This is a genomic window from Geobacillus subterraneus (genome assembly GCF_001618685.1).
In the GTDB taxonomy this organism is placed as follows: Bacteria; Bacillota; Bacilli; order Bacillales; family Anoxybacillaceae; genus Geobacillus; species Geobacillus subterraneus.
The window spans coordinates 1964390-1986095 of the sequence record NZ_CP014342.1 but is presented as its reverse complement, the minus strand read 5'-3'; the positions used below and the strand labels follow the sequence as shown (position 1 = coordinate 1986095).

Below are 21706 nucleotides of genomic sequence, written 5' to 3'. Positions count from 1 at the left end.
AAGCAGCCGGGGCGGTGAGAAGATGAAATTGGTCATTGCCGAACGGGATGACAACGAACGGGAGGCGATCCGCTGGCTCGTGTCCGCGTATTCCTTGCCGATTGAGCAAGTATATACGGCGGCTACGGTCGAGGAGATGATGGCGCTTCTTGAGCGGGAGGCGCCGGAGCTGTTGTACGTCGAATTGGATATGATTCCGTATGAACAGTGGGGGAAAGCGACATCTTGCATCCGCTTGTTTTGCCAACGGGTGATTGCTGCAACCGCGGAGGCGACATTCGCGCGGGCGAAGCAAGCGATCGACTGGCAATGCGTCGATTTGCTTGTGAAGCCGCTTGAGCCCGCCAAATTGAAGCAAGCGTTGCGAACGGCGGCTTCATTTGCCGCCGGGGACGGGCGCTCTCGGCCGTCCGCGGGCGTTGGCGGTCATGATGGCGATTATCGCTCGCTATTTGCCGATGACTGTGTTGACGTGTCGACCCACGTATGGCTTGTGCAGGCCGAACAGCCTGCCTTCTCTTCTGAAGTGGTCCGCTTTTTAACGAACTATCCGTTTCGCCGGCGGGCGCGCGTCTTGCCGTTGACCTATATGGCGGCCTGTCTCTTTCCCGAGCTGCCGGGCGACGGGAAAGAGGAAGCGTGGAAGATGTTGCGCGATTGGGAGGAGGAACATCATGAGCCATTGGCGGTCGTCATCATGCCGCCGGATGGCCGACAAACGGTGCGTGGGCGATACCAAGCCGCTCGTCGGCTGCTCGAGACGACGTTTTTTATCGGCTACCGGCAAGTGATTGCTCCGGCGCCGGATGATGGGCGGTGGCGTGACTTGGATCCGTTTCTGACGCCGGAAGAGCAGCGGCAATGGATCGAGATGCTTGAGCGGTTTGACCATGAAGCGGTCAAGCGATGGCTTCAGCGGGAATTTTCCCATTGGACGCCTCCGTTTCCGAGCCCGGAGATGGTGCGCACGCGGCTGACGAGCATCTTGGCGCAAATCCGGCGGTTTATGAAGACGTACCGCCTGGACCGCGGCACGACCGAACGCGAGTATATGCGCCTGTTTCAAGAGATTTTGTACAATCCTGTGCTGTATCGCATCGTTCAAGAATTGATATTGTTTTTATATCGGCTTCTCTACGAGGCGAGGCGGGCTGACACAGACGCGCGCGTCGACGCCATCGAACGGGGGCTCCGCTATATGGAAGCCCATTTTCGCGACCCGTCGCTCACGTTGGAGCGGGTCGCGGCGGCAGCCGGCCGCAGCCCCGCGTATTTCAGCCATTTGTTGTCGAAAAAGCGCGGCGTGACGTTTCGCCAGTGGCTGACGAACCGGCGGCTTGAGGAAGCGAAACGGCTGCTTCGGCAGACGGATTTGTCGATTAAAGAAATCGCCGAACAAACCGGGTTTCGCACCGCCCATTATTTGACGCGCGTCTTCAAAGCCGAACTGAATGAGACGCCGACCGCCTACCGCGATGAACAACGATCGTATCGGTCATCACCGCGGTAGGCGGTTTTTTTCAAAAAAAATGAACAGCGATCAAAAGAAATGGATCAATGAAGGAGAAAGAAATATGAAATTTCGAAAAAAATGACTCACCTTTAAAAGAGGTGCATCTATCTCCGTTCTCTTCCCTTCTTTACAATAAAAACAAAGAGGGAAAAGGAGAGGATGACGGTGACAGACAAGCGAACGGTGCAAGCGCTTTCCGGAACAACGCGGCGAGCGAAAGGATGGATTCAGGAAGCGGCGCTGCGCATGTTGCACAACAATTTGCATCCGGATGTCGCCGAGCGGCCCGATGAGTTGATCGTCTACGGCGGCATCGGGAAAGCGGCGCGCAACTGGGAATGTTACGAGGCGATTGTAGACACTCTTCTCCGGTTGGAAAACGATGAGACATTGCTCATTCAATCGGGCAAGCCGGTCGCGGTGTTTCGCACCCACCCGGACGCACCGCGCGTGCTCATGGCCAACTCGAACCTCGTGCCGGCATGGGCGACATGGGACCATTTCCATGAACTCGACAAAAAAGGGTTGATCATGTACGGGCAAATGACGGCCGGCAGCTGGATTTACATCGGCAGCCAAGGGATCGTCCAAGGGACGTACGAAACGTTTGCCGAAGTGGCGCGCCAGCACTTTGGCGGCACGCTGGCAGGAACGATCACGGTCACGGCCGGCCTTGGCGGCATGGGCGGGGCGCAGCCGTTGGCGGTGACGATGAACGGCGGCGTCTGTCTCGCCGTTGAAGTCGACCCGGCCCGCATCCAGCGCCGCCTTGACACGAAATACCTTGACACGATGACCGACAGTCTGGACGCCGCGCTCGCCATGGCCAAACGGGCGAAGGAAGAGAAAAAAGCGCTGTCGATCGGCCTTGTCGGCAATGCGGCCGAAGTGTTGCCGCGGCTCGTTGATATGGGTTTTGTTCCGGACGTCTTGACCGATCAAACGTCCGCCCATGATCCGTTAAACGGCTACATCCCCGCGGGGTTGACGCTTGAGGAGGCGGCCGAGCTGCGAATGCGCGATCCGAAGCAATACGTTGCCCGCGCCAAACAATCGATCGCTGAGCACGTACGGGCGATGCTGGCGATGCAAAATCGTGGAGCGGTGACGTTTGATTACGGCAACAACATCCGCCAAGTAGCGAAAGACGAAGGAGTCGAAGATGCCTTCTCCTTCCCGGGTTTTGTGCCGGCGTACATCCGCCCGCTCTTTTGTGCAGGAAAAGGCCCGTTCCGCTGGGTGACGCTCTCCGGCGATCCGGAAGACATTTACAAAACCGATGAAGTCATTTTGCGCGAGTTCAGCGAGAACGAACGCCTTTGCCATTGGATTCGCATGGCGCAAAAACAAATCCAATTCCAAGGGCTGCCGGCGCGCATTTGCTGGCTTGGCTACGGCGAGCGGGCGAAGTTTGGGAAACTCATCAACGACATGGTCGCCCGCGGTGAATTGAAGGCGCCGATCGTCATCGGTCGCGACCATTTGGACTCGGGTTCGGTCGCCTCGCCGAACCGGGAGACGGAAGCGATGAAAGACGGAAGCGATGCCATCGCTGACTGGCCGATTTTAAACGCGCTGTTGAATGCAGTCGGCGGCGCAAGCTGGGTGTCGGTTCACCACGGCGGCGGCGTCGGCATGGGCTACTCCATTCACGCCGGCATGGTCATTGTCGCCGACGGGACGAAAGAGGCGGAAAAACGGCTGGAACGCGTGTTGACGACCGACCCTGGTCTTGGTGTTGTCCGCCACGCCGACGCCGGGTATGAGCTCGCCATTCGGACGGCGAAAGAAAAAGGCATCGATATGCCGATGCTCAAATAGAAAGGAGAACCGCCTATGCGACCGCTCTTTGTCCGCCGCGCCCGCCAGCTCGTCACGCTGGCGGGAAGCTCCGCGGCCCCGCTTGTGGGAAAGAACATGAGCGACCTTTCCATCATGGAAAACGGCAGCGTCTGGATTGAAAACGGCACGATCACCGCCGTTGGTCCCGACGACGAACTGGCTCACCGATTTGCCGACCGGCTTGCCGAAGCAGAGGTGATCGACGCCCGCGGCAAAACGATCACCCCCGGCCTTGTCGACCCGCACACCCATCTCGTTTACGCCGGCAGCCGTGAACACGAATGGACGATGCGCCTCGGCGGGGCGACGTATATGGAGATCATGAACGCCGGCGGCGGCATTCACGCGACGACAAAGGCAACCCGTGAGGCGTCGGAAGAGACGCTGTATGAAGAAAGCAAGCGGCGGCTCGATCAGTTTTTGCTTCACGGCGTCACGACCGTTGAGGCGAAAAGCGGCTACGGGTTAAGCCTTGAGCATGAAATGAAGCAGCTTAACGTCGTCAAGCGGCTCGATGATACCCACCCGGTTGATGTCGTTTCCACCTTTCTTGGCGCCCACGCCGTTCCGCCGGAGTGGAAGCACGACCGGGAGGAATATATCCGTTTGATCATCGAAGAAATGATTCCTGAAGTCAGCCGTCAGGGGTTGGCTGAGTTCAACGACGTCTTTTGCGAGCGCGGCGTGTTCACCCCTGATGAGGCGCGCCGCATCCTCGAAGCGGGCAAAGCGCACGGCTTGACGCCGAAAATCCACGCCGATGAAATCGAACCGTACGGCGGCGCCGAACTGGCTGCTGAGGTGGGGGCGATATCGGCCGACCACTTGCTTCGTGCCTCTGATGACGGCCTCCGCCGCATGGCGGAGCGCGGCGTGATCGGCGTCCTCCTGCCAGGCACAGCGTTTTTCTTACTAACCAACGCCGCCAACGCCCGCCGCTTGCTCGACGCCGGCGTCCCAGTCGCCTTAGCGACCGACTGCAACCCTGGCTCATCGCCGACCGTCTCGCTCCCGCTGGTCATGAGCCTTGCCTGCTTGCATATGCGCATGACCCCGGCCGAGGCGCTTGCCGCCGCCACAATCAACGCCGCCCACGCCATCGGCCGCGCCCATGTGATCGGCAGCCTTGAACCAGGCAAGAAAGCGGATTTGGTCGTTTTCAACGTCCCGAACTACGTACAAATCATGTACTATTACGGCGTCAACCATGCGGAGACGGTGATCAAGGATGGGAAGGTGGTGGTGGCGGGAGGAAAGGTGCGCGCTTGAAGGGGAATGGTCTTCCGTTGAAGCGGTTGGCGACCGGAAGCGGGATGCTTCCGGTTGTACCAGTCTTGCGTAACGAAGAACAATGGGGGTGGAGAGAAATGAAAGCGAATCCGAACATGGCGCCATCCACGCCGACACCAACGCCGGCAAGCGGGGCATGGAAGTTTTTCGTCTTTAGCGCCATCGGCATTTTCGTATTTTTCGTCCCGGTTTCGATCGGCGGCACATCGTCAATTTTGCTCGATCATATTGTGACATGGATTCGCGCGCAGTTTCCGGGACTCGTCCCGTATTATGCGCTTATCGTTATTGCCCTTGGAGCGGTTTATCCGTTCTATAGTAAGACGTGGAACAAAGACGCGGTCACCGCTGTTTTTTCCATTCTCAAAGTACTTGGATTGATCGTGGCCGTTATGCTTGTGTTTCGGATTGGTCCGGCATGGCTGTTTCAGCCGGATATGGGGCCGTTTTTGTACGATAAGCTCGTCGTTTCCGTCGGCTTGCTTGTGCCGATTGGCTCGGTTTTTCTCGCTCTTCTTGTTGGCTACGGGCTGCTTGAATTCGTCGGTGTGTGGATGCAGCCGATCATGCGGCCGATTTGGAAAACGCCGGGCCGCTCGGCCATCGATGCCGTTGCCTCCTTTGTCGGCAGCTACTCCATCGGTCTTTTGATCACGAACAAAGTGTTCAAAGAGGGCAAATATACGGTGAAAGAGGCGGCAATCATCGCTACCGGCTTCTCCACCGTATCCGTCACATTTATGGTGGTTGTCGCGAAAACGTTAGGGTTAATGTCAATATGGAATACGTATTTTTGGGTGACCTTTCTCGTCACGTTTGCCGTTACAGCGTTCACCGCTCGGATGTGGCCGCTAAGCCGCATGAGCGACGAATACTACGACGGCAAGGGGGAGCCCGAGCAAAGAGTGACGGGGAACTATATGAAACAAGCTTGGTCTGAGGCGATGAAAGCGGTAGCGCAGTCAAAAGGGATTGGGACGAACATATGGGAAAACTTGCGCGATGGTTTTATCATGACGATGGGCATTTTGCCTTCCATTATGTCGGTCGGGCTGATCGGGCTGCTGCTCGCTGAATATACGCCGGTGTTTGACTGGTTGGGTTACCTGTTCTATCCATTCACCCTTCTGTTGCAAATCCCTGAACCGCTGTTGGCCGCGAAAGCTTCGGCCATCGAAATCGCAGAAATGTTTTTGCCAGCCTTGCTTGTCACCGAAGCACCGCTTGTCACAAAATTCATTATTGCGGTTGTATCCGTATCAGCGATCCTATTCTTTTCCGCTGTCATTCCATGCATTTTATCTACAGAAATTCCGCTCAGCTTGCCGAGGCTGCTGGTCATCTGGTTCGAACGCACCGTCTTGACGCTCGTCCTCACCGCTCCGCTTGCGTACTGGCTGCTTTGACAACGGGTTGGCGCCTGGGGGGTTATGTTCCTTTCATCTTGGGAATAAGCGAGGAGAACCCGACTTCTAAGCGATAGCGAAAGTCGGGGAGGAATCGCTAAAAATATGATATCATTAAATTAGTGAAAGGTGGTGAAAATGTGAAACATTTGCTAGTCATCGTAATCCTTTTTTCTTTATCCGCATGCAGTATATGGGAAAAGAATGAAAAACAAGCCCAAAATGCTGAATCTACAGCTTCGGTAAAAGAGATGAGTGATATTGAAAAAATACCTGTTAAAATAGATCAAAAAGTAATCAGTCATATCAATTGGGAAGTAAGCCCGGTTTTTCAATCTGGAAATTATAAAATGCGCGGAGTACCAAACAAAGTGGGTTTCATTGATGCACCGTTTATAGCAAACAAAGATAGCAAATACATGTGGCATTTCTGGGGGGACTCCATTCCAGAAGGAGAACTGACAATCGTTGCAGTGAAAAAAGGCAGCAACGATATAGCTCCTGCGTTAACACTAGACGGAAAAACCGTTTGGACAACGGGAGTTCCAGGAGGTTCGAATAATGGTGCAGACGCACATATACCATCAAATATAAGGCTTGGTGAATCGGGAAAATGGGCATTACTCGTCTATCTTGGAAAAACGTACTGGGATTACGTTGTAATCGACGTAAATTGAACGCTCTCCCACTTACGCTCACGCTGGGAAGTGGCGGTCTTCTCGGTTCGAGATGACAAAATAACAAGTGAAGCCAAAGGTGTTGCTGCACCTTCAGCCCCGCAATAGACGGTTCCCATAAAGGGGGTCGGCGCGAGCAGAAGGAAATAATCCGCCTAAGCGCCTCGTTAACTTAAGGGTGGATTATTTCTTTTGATTGTGCGACAGTATTGAAACCATGCGACTTGCGAAAAAACATCAATGCTTCAAATACTGTCATCGGCATCACCCCCTTCCAAATCAGGGGAGGCCGATCCACCCTCAAGTCACCGTAACATATTCACATAGTTAAGAGATTCGTTTACCGTTTTTGAGAGCCTGTCCACCTCCGAGACAGGCTTTCACGTCGTTTCCCGCTGCTGCTTTAACAAATCGCGAATCTCGGTGAGCAGCTCCTCTTCTTTTGTCAACGTCGGCGCTGTTTCCTTCACCTCTTCCTGCTTTTTCACCCGTTCATACAGCGTGTTGATCAATTTCACAAACAGGAAAATCGAAAACGCGATGATCAAAAAGTCGACGACTGTTTGGATAAACGCCCCATATTTCACTTCCGCTTTGCCGACTTTCCAAGACAAATCACTGAAATTGATGCCGCCTAGAATCAGCCCGACAAGCGGCATGATGATGTCATTGACGAGCGAAGAAACGATTTTGCCAAACGCCCCGCCGATAATGACCCCGACGGCCAAGTCGATGACATTGCCGCGGACGGCGAATTTTTTAAACTCGTTCCACATGCCGATCTCCTCCTTATTGAAACGATTCGTTTGCATTATACCCGATCAGTGGCAACATTGAAACTTTCTGATTTAATTCATAGAAAAACAATCTATTTTATAGTATTATAAAGTAAGCTAATGAACAAACAGCAAAGGAGGAAGTGCACCATGGAAATGACTGCACAACAAGACGTTCGCGCGAAACAGGCGGCGAACGCTCCGAAAAATCCGACGGCATGGATCATTGCAGTCTCCTGCTTCGTGTTAATCGGTGGAGCATTGTTCTTATACAGCCGTGTGTCCTGGCAACAAGCGCTGTTGTATTTGTTGGGAGCGTTCGGCGGCTTTGTGCTTTACCAGGCCCATTTCGGTTTTACTTCGGCCTGGCGGAAATTCATTTTGTACCGCCAAGGAGAAGGCATTCGAGCGCAGATGATCATGATGGCGGTGGCCAGTGCATTGTTTTTGCCGTTGCTGCTGAAAGGATCGATATTCGGCCATTCCGTGGCCGGGAATGTGCATGAAGTCGGCATTGCCGTTATGATTGGCGCCTTTATTTTCGGGATCGGCATGCAGCTGGGTGACGGCTGCGCGTCCGGGACGCTGTATCATATCGGTGGCGGTGATGCGAACGGCGTCGTTACTTTGATCGGATTTATCGCCGGATCGGTCATTGCAACGACGCATTTTGATGTTTGGATGCGTATGCCGCACGTTGAGCCGATTTCGCTTATTGCCTCGTTCGGCGCGTGGGGCGGCTTTCTATTGCAGCTTGTTTTGCTAGCGGTTGTCTATTACGTCGTGACGGTGATGGAAAAGCGGCGCCACGGCAAGCTGTTGACGATACCGCTTGAACGCCGCCACGGATGGAAAACCATTTACAAAGGTCCGTGGTCATTGCTGGTCGGCGCGCTATTATTGGCGCTGATGAACGTGCTTGTTCTCATGTTCAAAGGTTCGCCGTGGGGGATCACATCCGCGTTTGCTCTGTGGGGGGCGAAGTTTGTTCAGCTGTTTGGCGCCGATCCGACGGCATGGGCTTATTGGCAAGGCGAGGCGAAACAGCAGGCGCTCGCCAATCCACTTTATTATGACACAACGACGGTCATGGACATTAGCTTAATGTTCGGTGCTTTACTGGCCGCGGCGTTTGCTGGCCGCTATGCGAAGCCGGTGCAATGGAAGCGGCCGACGCGCATGACGATTGGCGCGCTCATCGGCGGATTGATGATGGGTTACGGCGCCCGGTTGGCGTTCGGCTGCAACATCGGCGCGTACTTCAGCGGCATCGCTTCCTTCAGCGTCCATGGCTGGATTTGGTTTGTGTTTGCCTTCCTTGGCAGCTTGATTGGTGTCAAGTTGCGTCCGTATTGCGCATATAAAAACTAGCAATCTTGCATCCCGCTATATAGGCGGGATGCGTTTTTCATTTGCAGGTGCTGTATGATACAATAGTAAAGGTTGGAAGAAGGCGCGTCAGTTTCGAATGGATGCGATAGAAAGGATGAAAGGCATGCGAACGAAAGCTTCCATCGTCTGCATCGGCGGGGCGAATGTCGATCGGAAAGCGCGGCTGCTTGTGCCGCTTGAGCTCGGCACGTCCCACCCTGTCGCGAGCGCGCAGACCGCAGGCGGGGTGGCGAGAAACATCGCTGAAAATCTCGGGAGGCTCGGGCAAAACGTTGCCCTCCTCAGCGTGGTCGGTGACGATCATGACGGGCAATGGCTCATTGATGCCACGAGTCCATATGTTGACACAAGGCTGGTCACGCGGATCCCCGAAGCGAACACCGGGGCGTATACAGCGGTGCTTGATGAGCATGGCGAGATGGTGCTCGCCTTGGCCGATATGGCGATTTATGATGCCGTACGAAGCGAATGGCTGAAGCAGCGATGGCGGGAGCTCGGTCCGATTTCCGCTGTCGTGCTCGATACGAATTTTCCGCCCGATGTCATCTCCTGGGTGATCGGGCAGTGCCGCCAAGAACGCCTCCCTCTTTGCGCCGTGACCGTGTCCGTGCCTAAAGTGAAGCGATTGCCGGCCGATCTCGCCGGTGTCATGTGGCTCGTCACGAATCAGGCGGAAGCCATGGCGCTTGCGGGGAAACGCCGCCTTGATGATGCGATCGAATCGCTTTTTCGTTTCGGAGTGGAAACCATCGTCATTACGCGTGGGGCCGAGGGTGTCGTGTACGCGACAAGGAAAGGGAAGAGGGGAACGATCGCGGCTCCCGCCATCAAGGTCATCGACGCTACCGGAGCAGGCGATGCGTTTGCGGCCGGATTTTTGTACGGCGTCCTGAATGGACATTCGGTTAAAGACGCCTGCCGCCTCGGGATGAGCAACGCGGCATTGACGCTGCAGACGGCTGAAACGGTGCATCCCGCTCTGACGGAACAACAGTTGCGAGCAGCGCATGAACAGTATTTTCGCGAAGGAGGAGAATGATGATGAACGACATCCTTGTTTTTTCTGAAGAAGTGGCCGCGGCGAAAGCGGAACAAAAGCCGATCGTCGCTTTGGAATCAACGATCATTTCCCACGGCATGCCGTACCCGGAAAACGTGCAAACGGCGAAAGACGTCGAACAACTGATCCGCGACCGCGGCGCCGTGCCGGCGACGATCGCGATCATCGATGGAAAAATCAAAATCGGGCTAACGGATGACGAGCTTGAGTTTTTAGGCACAAGCCGCGACATTGAAAAAGTGAGCCGCCGCGACTTGCCGTATGTCGTCGCGAAAAAGAAACACGGGGCGACCACGGTGGCGGGGACGATGATTTGTGCGGCGATGGCGGGGATTCGCGTGTTTGCGACCGGCGGCATCGGCGGGGTGCACCGCGGCGCCGAGCGGACGATGGACATCTCGGCTGACTTGCAAGAGTTGGCGCGGACAAACGTCGCGGTCGTCTGCGCCGGGGCGAAATCAATTTTGGATTTAGGGTTGACGCTCGAGTACCTCGAGACGCACGGCGTTCCGGTTCTCGGCTATCAGACGGACGTCCTGCCGGCGTTTTACTCGCGGACAAGCCCGTTTCCCGTCGATTATCGCTTAGATAGCGCCAAAGAGATCGCCACGTTCATTGAAACCAAATGGGCGCTCGGCTTAGACGGCGGCATCGTCGTCGCCAATCCAGTTCCACCAGAGGACGAGCTCGAGGAATCGTACATCACGGCCATCATCGAACAAGCGCTCAAGGAAGCGGAAGAAAAGCGCATCACCGGCAAAGCGGTCACCCCGTTTTTGCTTGACCGGGTGAAAACATTAACTGAAGGGAAAAGTTTAAAAGCGAACATCGCCTTAGTGAAAAACAACGCCGCCTTGGCGGCCGACCTTGCCCGAGAGCTTTCTTGATGCGAACGCTCCCGCCTTGATGGGAGGGCGGGGGCATGATGGCGGTGGAGGATTTATCGAGCGTGAAGCAAATGGCGGATTTTTCGATCATGCTGGGCGATTTTGACGGAGTGGAAGTCGACTGTTTCTTGTGTTTCAACTGGTTCGACGCGGATGTGGCCGAGTTTCGCTTCGAGCCGTTCGAACCGTTCGTTCACGGTGCGCTCCAACTGGGCAATCTGCCGCTCAAACCGTCCGTCCATCTCCTCAATGCGCTTGTCCATTTCATCCGTTTTTTCATTCAACGCTTGGACTTGGCGTTGGAGCGAGTCGAATTTCTCATGGAGCGCTTCGAACTGCTTGCGCATATCGGACGCGTACAAATCAAGCACTTGCAAAATTTGCGCCAATATCGTTTTTTCTTCCACCCTCTTCACCTCCTTCCATTTCTAGCATATCAAACAAGCGAGTTTGCGAGAAGGAAAAACGGTTTCAAATCAAGCGGATTTTGTCTATGATAGAGGAGGAGATGCTGTGATGTTTGAAATGACCAAGAGCTCCTTTGGCTGCCCATTTCCATCGCATCGGCCGCTGCTTGTGTTCCATGTATGAAGGAAGAACCCGCAAACCCGTCGCGAGGAGGTTGAATGTCGATATTCTGTCAGCGACGGGGGGAAATTTCAGAAAAAAAGAAGGTGTGATCATGTCCTTTATTCAAACAATCGAGCCGCATTTGTTTAGCGACCATCCTGTCCTCCGCCAGTTTGCGTTTGACGCAATCGAAGAGTATCCGGATATTCCAGCCGCGCTTGTGGAGCGTTTGGTGGATGAGGCTGTAACGGCGGACAACGAAGAAACACGGAGGATGATTTTGCACGGCATCTCCAAACAGCCGTTGACCGACCGAGCGCTTGAGCAGTTGTTGAGCATGAAAGATGCAGCGAAGTACATCCGTTGGTTTTTCCCGTTTCCAGCCGCCCAGCTCGAAAAATACGGAGAACAGCTGCTCCCTCACTTCCCGCGGTCTTGGCAGCGAGCTGTCCGCCTTGCTTTAGAAGGAACGGAAGATGACGTATGGGAACACTATTTTTCAGTGCTTTCGCATTTGCACGAGGAAGAGTTTCACAATCACGATTGGTTTTTAGTAGCCAAGCAAGCCGTGCGCATTCTCGTTGAACGCGGATGGATGACGAAGGAAGATATCGGTCTGACATGGATGAAAAACGAGCAACAGCCTTGGTTTTCGTATGACGGCATTTTGGCGGTGTATGCGGTCTCGCTCGTCGGCGCCGCTGAATATATTCCCCGCCTCGCCCGACTGTTGGAACAACAAGACGGTGATGTGCTTGTTGATCAAGCCGTTTCCACCTTATCGATGTTCCAACGTGAAGAAACGATCGAAGCGGTGCGCCCATATGCGTTTCAGGAAGACACGGCGCTGTCCGCTATTCATGTGCTCGCCAACATCAAATCTAAACAGGCCGTGCGTGTATTGCGAGAAGTCTTTTCCAAGCAGCGCGATGATGACCTCCAAGCATTTTGCTTTGAGGCGCTTTGCCATCAGCTGGATAAAGAGGCGCTCCCAGAAGTAGAGCAGTATGTAAAAAGAGCGGAAAAACGAGGGCGTTCTTGGATGATTGATGTCGAACAGAACGCGTACGCCTATTATACGATTCTAGAGATCGATCACCCGAAGCTGGAAACGTGGAGAGCCATTGCCGAGCAGCGGTATCGCCATTTTCAAGCCGTGCTGCAAACACCTCCGCGGCCGACCAACATCCCATACCGCCGAAAAGAGCGAAAAATCGGCCGTAACGACCCATGTCCGTGCGGCAGCGGGAAAAAGTATAAAAAGTGCTGTGGCAAATGAGAACGCTGCTTTGTCTCAAAGAAACAGCCCGCCCCCACGCGGTGGCGTCGGAGGCGGGCCTTTTAAAAAGACACAGCCATGAGGCTTAAGCTTCCATATTGATATTCTCGGAACAACACGCGCGGCGCCCCGCCGCGATCGCCTGCGCCGTAAGCGATCCAATACGGCGCGAGGTGTTCGGGGGTCGGTACGGCCTGCTTGGCGTAAGGTGCTTTTTCTTCATAATGGAATACATCCTCACTGCGGGCGGCTGACTCGCGCAACAGCCAGTCATCAAAAGCGGCCGCCCAGCTTTCTGCCTCCGCATGCCCTTCCCAACGGAGCGCCATCAAATTGTGCACCGTCCCGCCGCTGCCGATGACCATCAATCCTTCGTCACGCAATGGACGCAGCGCCTCACCAAGCTGGAATAATTGCTTCGGCGTCCACCACGGCACGACCGACGCTTGCACAATCGGGATGTCAGCGTTGGGAAATAGGCGGTGCAACAACACCCAAGAACCGTGATCCAGCCCGCGCGTGGAATCAACGGCCACTTCCGCCACACCAGCGAGACGCTCGCGCACGCGCTCCGCCCACTCGACCGACCCGCGCGCCGGATACACCACTTCATACAGCTCGCGCGGAAACCCGGAAAAATCATAAATCATGTCATACGTCCCCTCAACCGCCGAAACCGTCGGTTGGCGCGTCATCCAATGCGCTGTAAAGATGACGACCGCCTGCGGGCGAATTCCTTCCCCAAGCTTTTTCAAAAACGCCGTGTACGCATTGTCTTCGATCGCCAATATCGGCGAACCGTGGGCGAGAAATAGGGCAGGGGGGTTCATCGTTCCATTCCTCCCTTGAGTCATATTGACGGATCAACACTTTGCAGCCTGATGCCGCCTCTAGAAGGTTGGTGAAAAACCACTGTTTGACTTGATCGATGATTGAACGCGCGAACATAGAGGCTGATGCAACAAGTTTTTTCTACTTGAGAACCGATTTCCAGAAGCGGTTGCGCAAGTAAATCACCAACCTCCTAGAGAGCTGGTGAAAAATTTGTTTTTTGCTTGAACCGGTGGCAGTTCATCAGAAAGGGGGACAGATCTGACAAGGCTTCCCTAATTGAAAAAAATAATGGGGATGAGCCGCCTTTTTCATTCCTCGTCGGCCTTTCTAGACGATTCGACGAAAAACGGTGTATGGGCCGCTTCCCTTGCCAATCCCCTTACCCTTAGTGTAGCATAAGCATCCTTTGCCATTCTATGCACTTGCAAAACTTTTCCTTGTCCATTTAACCTTTTAAAACAGCAAAAAATCAGTTATAATATACCCGTCTGACACGCCATAAACGGTATGCATCAACAAACATGACTAGAGCCTGCCCCCAGTTCACTGGCAACCAAACAATGAACATATTCTCAAACTGGCCGCGCGTTTGATCGGTTGCACAGCGCCAAAGGCAAGGAGCGGTCTCGTTTCGATGTTTTTCCTCAAAAAACCAGGAACGGATCAAACAATCGGAATTCTCGACGTCTCGAGGGGATGGAGTCTCTCCCCTAGCCGTCCCAGCGCTTAGGTGTACATTCTTATCATGGCCCCGTAGCTCAGTGGATAGAGCGTCGGTTTCCTAAACCGTGCGTCGGAGGTTCGAATCCTCTCGGGGCCGTTAGTGAAAACCCTTGCGATGCGGGGGTTTTTTCTTTATCTCCCGCCATATTCGCCGCAGCTCACCCCGATCGAGCGTTTGCGGAAATGGCGGAAAGATCCTGTCATGGCGAATGTATTTCATCGTCTTTGGCGAGGAGACCCCCACTTCAACGACCAAAGGGAGTAAGTGGTGTGAGTAAAATATTTGTGGGTGACATTCCGAAATGATCCCCGACGAGGGTTGCGAACTTTTGTTCGCGACGCTCGTCGGGGCCACCAAGCGAAGCGCGGTAGAAAAAAGCAAATGTCATGCAAAAAGGACTCTCTCCCTGCTATGATGGTGATTGTCAACATCAACCGAAAACAGGAGGGAGAGAGTCCATGAAACATCTTACCACAGAATGGCCTTTATTAAAAGAGCTGGAGGAACAATTAGTCAGAACTCTTCAAAAGGTGTTCGCTGTCTTGTTGGCGACCCTTTTGGAGGAGATTGATCAACAACTGGCGGAAGCGCGGGACAAGCGCCGGTATCAGCTGAAAGACAAACGGCCGACCACGATCCAAACGCTGTTTGGAGAAGTGACGTTTCGACGGAACTACTACTATGATCGGCAGGCGGGGGCGTATACCTTCTTGCTGGATGCCGAACTGGGCTTTGATGGAGCGCAGTCGATCAGCCCTTGCCTCGAGGAAACGGCGGTCGAGTTGGCCGTAGAGTGCTCTTCCTACCGCAAAGCAGCCCGTACGTTGGAGTCGATCGTGGGGTATGCGGTCCTAAGCCACGAGGCGATTCGCCAACTGGTGCTGGAGGCCCCTGTCTCGCTGCACCGCCCTGTTTCCCAACGGCACGGCCGAGTGCTGTTTGTGGAGGCGGATGGGCTGTTCATTTCCCGCCAGGGGAAAGGGAAACGGGCGAAAGAAGAGAAAATCCTGGCGGTTCACGAGGGATGGAGACGAAACGGCTCGCAGCTTGAGCTCGTGAACCGGCGCCACTACCTCCATGAAGGGGCGGGAGACGTGTGGGAACGGTTTGAAGAGTGGCTGATGAACGAATATGCCTATGATCCGTGCCGGGACCTTTTGATCATCAACGGCGACGCGGCGTCGTGGATCTCACATTTCGCACCCTCCCAACGAAAATCGGGAGGATTTTTTCGTTCCGATGTCGAATGAATCCTTGACACACAAGGAAAGTGAAGGAGTTTTTCTCTCATGAACGTTCAAGTCAAAAAGGTCTATCGTAATGATTATTTGAATATAATAAGTGCCCTATTCAAGAAACTGGGCCTGCCCCAATTGATTGACCATCTCGTTCCCGTTGATCCACAGTGCCAGACTCGAGTCAGCGATGCCGTTCAGGCCATCATCTACAATCTGTTTGACGGCCGGCAAGCCCTCGTTCACGTGGAACGATGGGCTCAGGAGGTCGATTGTGAGAAACTCATCCGTCCCGGTCTCCATCCTTCCTGGTTGAACGACGATGCCTTGGCTCGTCATCTCGACCGCTTGTATGAGGCCGACATTCACAAGGTGATCAGCACTTGCTTGATTCACATTTATCGCAAAGAAGGCCTTTCCCTCCGAGCCTTTCACGCCGATACGACGGACAAGACGGTTTACGGCGCGTATGAATCGGCCTCATTAGAGGCTTTGCAGATCACACATGGCTATAACCGCCATCATCGTTGGCAAAAACAGATCGGCTTCGGACTGGTCGGCAACGAGGACGGCATCCCGTTTTACGGCGATGTGCACGACGGCAACCTGCCTGACAAAACGTGGAATCCGGAGGTGCTGTCCCGTGTCCACGAACAGCTCAAACAAGCCAAGATGGAAGACGAATGGATTTACGTGGCCGATTCCGCCGCGATGACAAAAGACACTCTGGCGCAAACCAAAGCGGCCAACGCCTTTTTGATCACCCGAGGCCCTTCGTCGCTTCGGATCGTGAAACGGGCATTAGCGGAGGCCGATTCGGCCCACATCCCGTGGAGCGACCCCTTTACCCTGGCGGAGAGAAACGGCGCCACGTACCGGGTATGGGAAACATCCTCCACCTATGAAGGCCACCCCGTTCGGCTGATCGTCGTCGAATCGAGTGCGCTCGACCAGCGAAAAGGAAAGACGCTCGAAAAAGAACGAACCAAAGAAGCGGAGCTTCTTCGCGAGGAACAAGCCCATTGGGAGCGCCACCCTTTCTCGTGCCGGGAAGACGCTGAACAAGCCTTGGCGTCCCTCAAGACGTCCCTTCGCCCACGGTTTCATCAGGTCAAGGCCGCGGTCGAAGAGATCGTACGCCCGAAAAAACGGCGCGGACGGCCGAAAAAAGGGGCGGAACCCGAGATGGAGACGCGGTATCTCTTGCGCCTTGACGTCGAATTCGACCAAAACGCGTGGGAACAGGCAAGACGGAAAGCGTCCCGGTTTGTCCTCGTCACGACCGTTCCGGAGGAATGGAAGGGCCAACAAATGGATGCCCAAGAGATCTTGAAGCTATATAAAGGGCAGATCTCGGTGGAAATGAACTTCGCTTTTTTGAAAGACCCTTTTTTCACGGATGAGATCTATGTCAAAAAGCCAGAACGAGTTGCGGTATTGGGCTATTTGTTTCTCTTGGCCTTGGCCATTTACCGCGTCTTTCAGCGCCGGGTGCGCCAGTTCATCACACCCGAACACCCATTAAAGGGCGCCGGAGGCCGCAAGCTGACCCGACCGACGGGGCAGGCGATTTTCCAGCTGTTTCAATATGTGAACGTCGTCCTCCTGGAGCTGCCGGATGGACGCATCCAACGCTCACTGGATCGCTCCCTCACCCCTGAACAACGAAGGATTCTGCAGGGGTTGGGGCTGGATGAGAGCATTTACGTGTAACGTCATACGGAACGACCAGCGATGGTAAAAAAAGGATAGCCATCGCTCGTCGTGTTGGTCAAAAAGTTATTCTGAAAAACTAAATAAAAAATCCTTTGTTTTGACCTTGTTAGGGTGCGAAATGTGAGTAATGAGCTGCTTTTGTTGTTGGACTTTGCTGATTAAGCTTTCAACTGTAAATACAGCTTGTTGTACCGTCAACATGCGATTCACCTCCTTGTCTATCAGTATTCACATCATAGACAAGGAAAGAAGAAAATATTCAGCTCACTTTATGATGTGGCTGAATAGTTACAGCGTATGAATCTCAGTAAATTGAGAGCAAAAACCCTTTGTTCTTTAAAGTTAACAAAGGGTTCAGCAGAAGCCGTTCCACCTAAGTTTCTTCGCTTGAATTCTTCATTCAGCAAGGAAGACTAATCCTTCCTCATAGGTTCCGTATCAAGAGAACTTGGTACGGAACCCTCTCTACTATTATTAGAAGGAGGTTTTTACTAATGGCAAATGAACTGCAAACTATTGTCGGATCGGATAGTATCCGTCAAGATTTGTTCCAATTACTCAAGGATTATGATAGTAATTTTGATATAAATAACCCCTATTCTAAAAAAATGAGCTCGTTGATCAACAACTTCCTTTCATATGAGACAGATGTGTTTAAAAATTTAGTCCACTTTCTAATGAAAGAAATTCCTAATTGGAAATATCACATGTTGCACCAGAATACGACCGATGAAGCATCTGGTTCTCTGCGTGTCGATTTAATGGGTGAACGCAGCGGAGACCCTCGAATTCAACAGTTAATGCACCGTCATGCTCTTGATGAGGAGAGACATTCGCGTCTTTTTGGAGGTCTTCTTCAAGATTTGGGTGGTGAGCTTGAAATCGCAGAGAGTGAAGAAATGTTAAAAAAGTGGGACGATATAAAAGATTATCATGAAGACCTCATTGTTTTTACTGCTCGTGTCCATACAATTGAAATGCGCTCTTGGCGTTGTCTAAAGCTGTATATTGACTATCTAAGCAAGACGGACTTTGTGAAAGAAGGATGGCCGGAGAAAACCTTGGACGTTCTGAAAGTGATCTTGAACGATGAGATTCGTCATGTTGGCTACACAGGTATGCTTTTGCACGAGTGGGCTGCAAACGGAAAACAAGAAGAAGTGGAAGCAGCACTAGAGGAGGCATTCCGTCAGACAAACAGAGAGACGTGGACGGACATGAGCCGTATGATGGACTATCTTGCAAAATATTATTGCTAGTGTTCCCTCGTCAAACAAATAATTAGGATAAAAGAGCGTACACTCGTTTCCTTTTCATGGTGTTACATGAGAAGGTACGAGTGTTTTCACTATTTTTATTTTATTCATGATACTTATTCATGATACATAGAAGAATATCATTTTGGAAAGCGAGGAACAATGAATGGACGAACGAACATTGCTAATTTTAAAAGACATACAACAATTTGCTACCGAACATGACAGCCGTACAACGGAAAAGAAGGATCAGATGCTGATTATAGGTGAAGATGCAGGGCGATTTTTATATATTCTGCTCTCTCTCAGTCACTACTCAACTGTACTTGAGCTTGGCACAGGTTGTGGCTATTCTACCATATGGATAGCGGAAGCACTGAGACAGCGCGGCGGTATCGTAACTACAGTGGAATGGCATGAACAGAAATATCTCATTGCTTTGGAACATTTTAAAAAAGCGAGAACAGAAACATTAATAAACCCCATCCACGAGAACATCGGCGATGTTTTACAGTCGTTTAAAGGAAAACAAGATGTTATCTTTCTAGATGCTGTCCGAACTTATTATGTTGATTGGTGGAGATATATTGATGACATTTTAGTTCCTGGTGGTTTATTGTTGGTTGATAATTCATTGTATCCAAATCCAGATGATTTAGTTCCGTTTTTTTCAATCATTCGTGCTTGTGGAATGTATGAGGAAGTCTTGGTTCCAATTGGAAAAGGAATTTCACTTTTCTATAAAAAAATTAATTGAAACGGGGGAATCGAAATGTCGATAAAACGAGTATTGATGGTTGGAGGGTACACTCAAGCAATTGAATATGCCAAACTAGCGGAGAATATTCACCTTACTTTTATTCAGCACAAAAATCGTTTGCGTCCTCAAGATTTACAAATTGCTGATGTCGTGCACATGATGGAGCTCAACGACAATCCTGATCTGGAAGAATTCATTCGCTGTTTACATCGTATTCGCCCGTTTGATGCGGTACTGAGCGTAACGGAATTTTCGCTATTGACTGCGTCCAAGATGGCAGAAGAGTTTGGTTTGCTCAATACCCCTGTTAAAGCGGTAGAAAATACCCGTGATAAATACAAAATGCGACAGCAAATGTTGGCTTCCAACTGCAATCCTGTACGTTTTAGCGTTGTCAACAATTTCGAAGAGATTGTTCGTTTTTTTCAAAGTGTTGGAGGACCTATCATTTTAAAGCCAATTGATGGAACTGGAAGCAAAGGTGTCAGGCTGATCATAGACATGTCTGAGTTGGAAGAGCAAAAATCTCGAAATAACACGAGTGTTGATTATCCAAAATTATACATACGCCTTCCATAAATTTGGGCATACTCAAACAAAGCAGCGGCCATCCCGGATTTCCAATCGAGAGGAAGCTGCCCAGAGAAAAAACGGCGAACGAACGAAATGAAGGAAAGAGAGACGTTCGTCTGTTTTTTGGTTTGATCATACAGCCATCGCAGCAACACATACGCGATGAACGCCGCAAACAGTTGGTTGTATACCGCATTTTCCGTCGTGCCAAACAAGGTCGGGACATTCAGATATTGCTTCACCCAACGGAAAAAGACTTCAACGGTCCAACGTTGTTGGTACATGTCGGCAATGGTTTCCGCAGACGCATGGAAGAGGTTCGTCACGACCCGAATGTCGCGGCCATTTGCATCTCGAAAGATCACTACCCGGTGACGCTTGGTCGATCGGCATTGTTTCGTCCCCAACTGGCACGTGAAGTCGGCTTGAACCGATGAAGATGTGCTGGAAAGGCGTTTCAAGCTTTTTTTCTGATGAAGTTCGATGTTGTCCTTCATTCGAATGACAAAGAGCTGATGCTGCTCCACAAATCGATCGAGGCGTTCGATTTTGAAATACGCCCGGTCTTCCACCAGCACTTGTTGAGCGTTCGTCAACTGTTCTCCCACTGGGCCATCGTGACGCAGTCCGGTCGTTTCCACCACGTCTGCCGGCAGCGAGGATTCCGGCGAATACGCGACGTGCAGCTTCACTCCGGCGCGTTCGCCGTGATACGGCGCCCATGGGAGGCGGTTTTTCCCGACCGTGACGGTCGTCGAATCCACCACCCGAAGCGGTTTGGGAAACCGAAGCGAACGGCGGGTTTGGCGGTTGCACTTGGAAATGATCAACGCCAACAAGCGTTTCATGATGTCATAGGGAACTTCTTTCGCTTTCTTGGATACAGTTGAATAATGGAATCGCGGCAATCCATACAGAGGCCCCACATCGGCTCCGTGGCGAAAGCTTTTCCATTGATGCATGGCGGCCAGCAGGAAGAAGTGAATCAACTCGCGCAACGTAAAGGTTCGAGACGAATCACGATACCCAACCGCTTCGGCAATCAGTTGAATCTCTTCATCCGAAACAAGTTTTTGCATCAAATTCGGGAGTGTGGTATGCTTGTTCATAGAGAGCACCTCCTGGGTTTGTTTGTGTCGTTACTCACATTCTACAGGAAAGGTGCTCTTTTTTCTATACCCTTTGGATTTTATTGGATAATCAACACGCCTGTCGAAATAATATATTGTTTCCATGTTTGGTGGAAGAGTATATAGATGGGGTTGAGTTCAGCGTTGAAACAATGACAATTGATGGACGACATACGCTGTTGGCTATCACAGAAAAATTAACAACTGGAGCGCCCCACTTCATTGAAATGGGGCATGCTGTTCCGGCTCGTGTTAGCCACGAAGAAAAAACAGCAATATTCGACGAAGTGCAAGAATTGTTAGACGCCGTCGGTCACACCTTTGGTCCAGCTCACACGGAAGTAAAGCTCTCATCAAAAGGGGTTCACATCATTGAAACCCAGACTCGTCCAGGTGGCGATCGGATTCCTATGTTAGTAGATATCGCAACAGGTTGTAACATATATAAAATAATGGTTGAAGCGGCTCTTGGTAGGCCAGTTGATTTAACTGCAACTCGATCGAAAGCAGCTGCTATCCGTTACGTTAATGCAAACATTGGGATGATTGAACGTTTTGAAGGGATTGAATCAGTCAAAGCGATGGCTGGAATCAGAGAAGTGAGAATGTTGAAAGAAGTTGGAACCTATATTTCGGAGTTGAGTAGTAGTTTGGATCGAGTTGGTTACGTGGTAGCTGAAGGTGATACTGTTGAGGAAGCTATCAACCGGGCAGAAGCAGCTTCAAGAAGGATAAATGTTGTCATAAATAATGTTGAGAATCATCATGTGTGAAAGGAGGAATTTG

At 52.0% G+C, this 21706-nt stretch carries 19 protein-coding genes, 1 tRNA gene and 1 pseudogene; 16 read left to right on the top strand and 5 right to left on the bottom strand.

Annotated elements, in window-relative coordinates; genetic code table 11:
• Positions 1-22 precede the first annotated feature (22 nt).
• From GS3922_RS09685 to GS3922_RS09665, 5 genes are all read left to right on the top strand, one after another.
• Positions 23-1510 (top strand): helix-turn-helix domain-containing protein, encoded by a 1488-nt coding sequence (locus GS3922_RS09685; RefSeq protein ID WP_063166180.1) that lies wholly within the window; start codon positions 23-25, stop codon positions 1508-1510.
• A 162-nt stretch (positions 1511-1672) separates the two neighbouring features.
• Positions 1673-3334, top strand: coding sequence for a urocanate hydratase (gene hutU / locus GS3922_RS09680; protein WP_063166179.1), 1662 nt, complete (start codon positions 1673-1675; stop codon positions 3332-3334).
• 15 nt (positions 3335-3349) lie between these two features.
• Positions 3350-4624: an imidazolonepropionase gene (gene hutI, locus GS3922_RS09675; protein WP_063166178.1), complete on the top strand. Its 1275-nt coding sequence runs from the start codon at positions 3350-3352 to the stop codon at positions 4622-4624.
• Between the two features lie 98 nt (positions 4625-4722).
• Positions 4723-6051 (top strand): YjiH family protein, encoded by a 1329-nt coding sequence (locus tag GS3922_RS09670; protein ID WP_063166177.1) that lies wholly within the window; start codon positions 4723-4725, stop codon positions 6049-6051.
• 140 nt (positions 6052-6191) lie between these two features.
• Complete coding sequence (locus tag GS3922_RS09665; RefSeq protein WP_063166176.1) at positions 6192-6728, top strand: DUF4871 domain-containing protein; 537 nt, start codon at positions 6192-6194, stop codon at positions 6726-6728.
• Positions 6729-7108: 380 nt separating this feature from the next.
• On the opposite strand, the gene mscL is transcribed toward GS3922_RS09665, so the two are convergent.
• Positions 7109-7504: a large conductance mechanosensitive channel protein MscL gene (gene mscL, locus GS3922_RS09660; RefSeq protein WP_063166175.1), complete on the bottom strand. Its 396-nt coding sequence runs from the start codon at positions 7502-7504 to the stop codon at positions 7109-7111.
• A 150-nt stretch (positions 7505-7654) separates the two neighbouring features.
• Between mscL and GS3922_RS09655 the strand changes: the two genes are divergently transcribed.
• From GS3922_RS09655 to GS3922_RS09645, 3 genes are all read left to right on the top strand, one after another.
• Positions 7655-8875, top strand: a complete 1221-nt coding sequence (locus GS3922_RS09655; RefSeq protein WP_063166174.1) for a YeeE/YedE family protein — start codon at positions 7655-7657, stop codon at positions 8873-8875.
• A gap of 124 nt (positions 8876-8999) precedes the next feature.
• Complete coding sequence (locus GS3922_RS09650) at positions 9000-9935, top strand: carbohydrate kinase family protein (RefSeq protein WP_172796409.1); 936 nt, start codon at positions 9000-9002, stop codon at positions 9933-9935.
• Between the two features lie 2 nt (positions 9936-9937).
• Positions 9938-10843: a pseudouridine-5'-phosphate glycosidase gene (locus GS3922_RS09645; protein WP_063167368.1), complete on the top strand. Its 906-nt coding sequence runs from the start codon at positions 9938-9940 to the stop codon at positions 10841-10843.
• 53 nt (positions 10844-10896) lie between these two features.
• On the opposite strand, the gene GS3922_RS09640 is transcribed toward GS3922_RS09645, so the two are convergent.
• Entirely contained in the window at positions 10897-11250 is a 354-nt protein-coding gene (locus GS3922_RS09640) for a coiled-coil domain-containing protein (protein WP_047818198.1), read from the bottom strand.
• A gap of 275 nt (positions 11251-11525) precedes the next feature.
• On the opposite strand from GS3922_RS09640, the gene GS3922_RS09635 reads away from it, so the two are divergent.
• Positions 11526-12692, top strand: a complete 1167-nt coding sequence (locus tag GS3922_RS09635; protein ID WP_014195544.1) for a HEAT repeat domain-containing protein — start codon at positions 11526-11528, stop codon at positions 12690-12692.
• A 62-nt stretch (positions 12693-12754) separates the two neighbouring features.
• On the opposite strand, the gene GS3922_RS09630 is transcribed toward GS3922_RS09635, so the two are convergent.
• Positions 12755-13522: a DODA-type extradiol aromatic ring-opening family dioxygenase gene (locus tag GS3922_RS09630; RefSeq protein ID WP_063166172.1), complete on the bottom strand. Its 768-nt coding sequence runs from the start codon at positions 13520-13522 to the stop codon at positions 12755-12757.
• Between the two features lie 751 nt (positions 13523-14273).
• Here GS3922_RS09630 and GS3922_RS09625 point away from each other — a divergent pair.
• From GS3922_RS09625 to GS3922_RS09615, 3 genes and pseudogenes are all read left to right on the top strand, one after another.
• Positions 14274-14346: transfer RNA gene (locus tag GS3922_RS09625), tRNA-Arg, on the top strand.
• 362 nt (positions 14347-14708) lie between these two features.
• A pseudogene (locus tag GS3922_RS09620) lies at positions 14709-15443 on the top strand (UPF0236 family transposase-like protein); the annotation flags it as partial.
• A gap of 96 nt (positions 15444-15539) precedes the next feature.
• Positions 15540-17198, top strand: a complete 1659-nt coding sequence (locus GS3922_RS09615; RefSeq protein ID WP_063165535.1) for an IS1634 family transposase — start codon at positions 15540-15542, stop codon at positions 17196-17198.
• Between the two features lie 66 nt (positions 17199-17264).
• On the opposite strand, the gene GS3922_RS17625 is transcribed toward GS3922_RS09615, so the two are convergent.
• A complete protein-coding gene (locus tag GS3922_RS17625) occupies positions 17265-17402 on the bottom strand; it encodes a hypothetical protein (RefSeq protein WP_156485821.1) in 138 nt (45 codons plus the stop codon).
• A gap of 293 nt (positions 17403-17695) precedes the next feature.
• On the opposite strand from GS3922_RS17625, the gene GS3922_RS09610 reads away from it, so the two are divergent.
• From GS3922_RS09610 to GS3922_RS09600, 3 genes are all read left to right on the top strand, one after another.
• Positions 17696-18460 (top strand): ferritin-like domain-containing protein, encoded by a 765-nt coding sequence (locus GS3922_RS09610; protein ID WP_063166171.1) that lies wholly within the window; start codon positions 17696-17698, stop codon positions 18458-18460.
• Positions 18461-18623: 163 nt separating this feature from the next.
• Positions 18624-19214, top strand: a complete 591-nt coding sequence (locus GS3922_RS09605; RefSeq protein ID WP_063166170.1) for an O-methyltransferase — start codon at positions 18624-18626, stop codon at positions 19212-19214.
• A gap of 15 nt (positions 19215-19229) precedes the next feature.
• Entirely contained in the window at positions 19230-19796 is a 567-nt protein-coding gene (locus tag GS3922_RS09600) for an ATP-grasp domain-containing protein (protein WP_063166169.1), read from the top strand.
• On the opposite strand, the gene GS3922_RS09595 is transcribed toward GS3922_RS09600, so the two are convergent.
• Entirely contained in the window at positions 19766-20899 is a 1134-nt protein-coding gene (locus GS3922_RS09595) for an IS4-like element IS5377 family transposase (protein WP_063165554.1), read from the bottom strand. The genes GS3922_RS09600 and GS3922_RS09595 overlap by 31 nt on opposite strands.
• A 131-nt stretch (positions 20900-21030) precedes the next feature.
• Between GS3922_RS09595 and GS3922_RS09590 the strand changes: the two genes are divergently transcribed.
• Positions 21031-21693: an ATP-grasp domain-containing protein gene (locus GS3922_RS09590; protein ID WP_236933450.1), complete on the top strand. Its 663-nt coding sequence runs from the start codon at positions 21031-21033 to the stop codon at positions 21691-21693.
• Positions 21694-21706 lie beyond the last annotated feature (13 nt).

Excerpts from the sequence above, each read along its gene's own strand:
- GS3922_RS09595 (WP_063165554.1), bottom strand. The coding sequence starts at position 20,899 with ATGAACAAGCATACCACACTCCCGAATTTGATGCAAAAACTTGTTTCG.
- hutI (WP_063166178.1), top strand. The coding sequence starts at position 3,350 with ATGCGACCGCTCTTTGTCCGCCGCGCCCGCCAGCTCGTCACGCTGGCG.
- mscL (WP_063166175.1), bottom strand. The coding sequence starts at position 7,504 with ATGTGGAACGAGTTTAAAAAATTCGCCGTCCGCGGCAATGTCATCGAC.
- GS3922_RS09655 (WP_063166174.1), top strand. The coding sequence starts at position 7,655 with ATGGAAATGACTGCACAACAAGACGTTCGCGCGAAACAGGCGGCGAAC.
- GS3922_RS17625 (WP_156485821.1), bottom strand. The coding sequence starts at position 17,402 with ATGTTGACGGTACAACAAGCTGTATTTACAGTTGAAAGCTTAATCAGC.
- GS3922_RS09670 (WP_063166177.1), top strand. The coding sequence starts at position 4,723 with ATGAAAGCGAATCCGAACATGGCGCCATCCACGCCGACACCAACGCCG.
- GS3922_RS09615 (WP_063165535.1), top strand. The coding sequence starts at position 15,540 with ATGAACGTTCAAGTCAAAAAGGTCTATCGTAATGATTATTTGAATATA.
- GS3922_RS09630 (WP_063166172.1), bottom strand. The coding sequence starts at position 13,522 with ATGAACCCCCCTGCCCTATTTCTCGCCCACGGTTCGCCGATATTGGCG.
- hutU (WP_063166179.1), top strand. The coding sequence starts at position 1,673 with ATGACGGTGACAGACAAGCGAACGGTGCAAGCGCTTTCCGGAACAACG.
- GS3922_RS09650 (WP_172796409.1), top strand. The coding sequence starts at position 9,000 with ATGCGAACGAAAGCTTCCATCGTCTGCATCGGCGGGGCGAATGTCGAT.
- GS3922_RS09605 (WP_063166170.1), top strand. The coding sequence starts at position 18,624 with ATGGACGAACGAACATTGCTAATTTTAAAAGACATACAACAATTTGCT.
- GS3922_RS09645 (WP_063167368.1), top strand. The coding sequence starts at position 9,938 with ATGAACGACATCCTTGTTTTTTCTGAAGAAGTGGCCGCGGCGAAAGCG.
- GS3922_RS09610 (WP_063166171.1), top strand. The coding sequence starts at position 17,696 with ATGGCAAATGAACTGCAAACTATTGTCGGATCGGATAGTATCCGTCAA.
- GS3922_RS09685 (WP_063166180.1), top strand. The coding sequence starts at position 23 with ATGAAATTGGTCATTGCCGAACGGGATGACAACGAACGGGAGGCGATC.
- GS3922_RS09600 (WP_063166169.1), top strand. The coding sequence starts at position 19,230 with ATGTCGATAAAACGAGTATTGATGGTTGGAGGGTACACTCAAGCAATT.
- GS3922_RS09635 (WP_014195544.1), top strand. The coding sequence starts at position 11,526 with ATGTCCTTTATTCAAACAATCGAGCCGCATTTGTTTAGCGACCATCCT.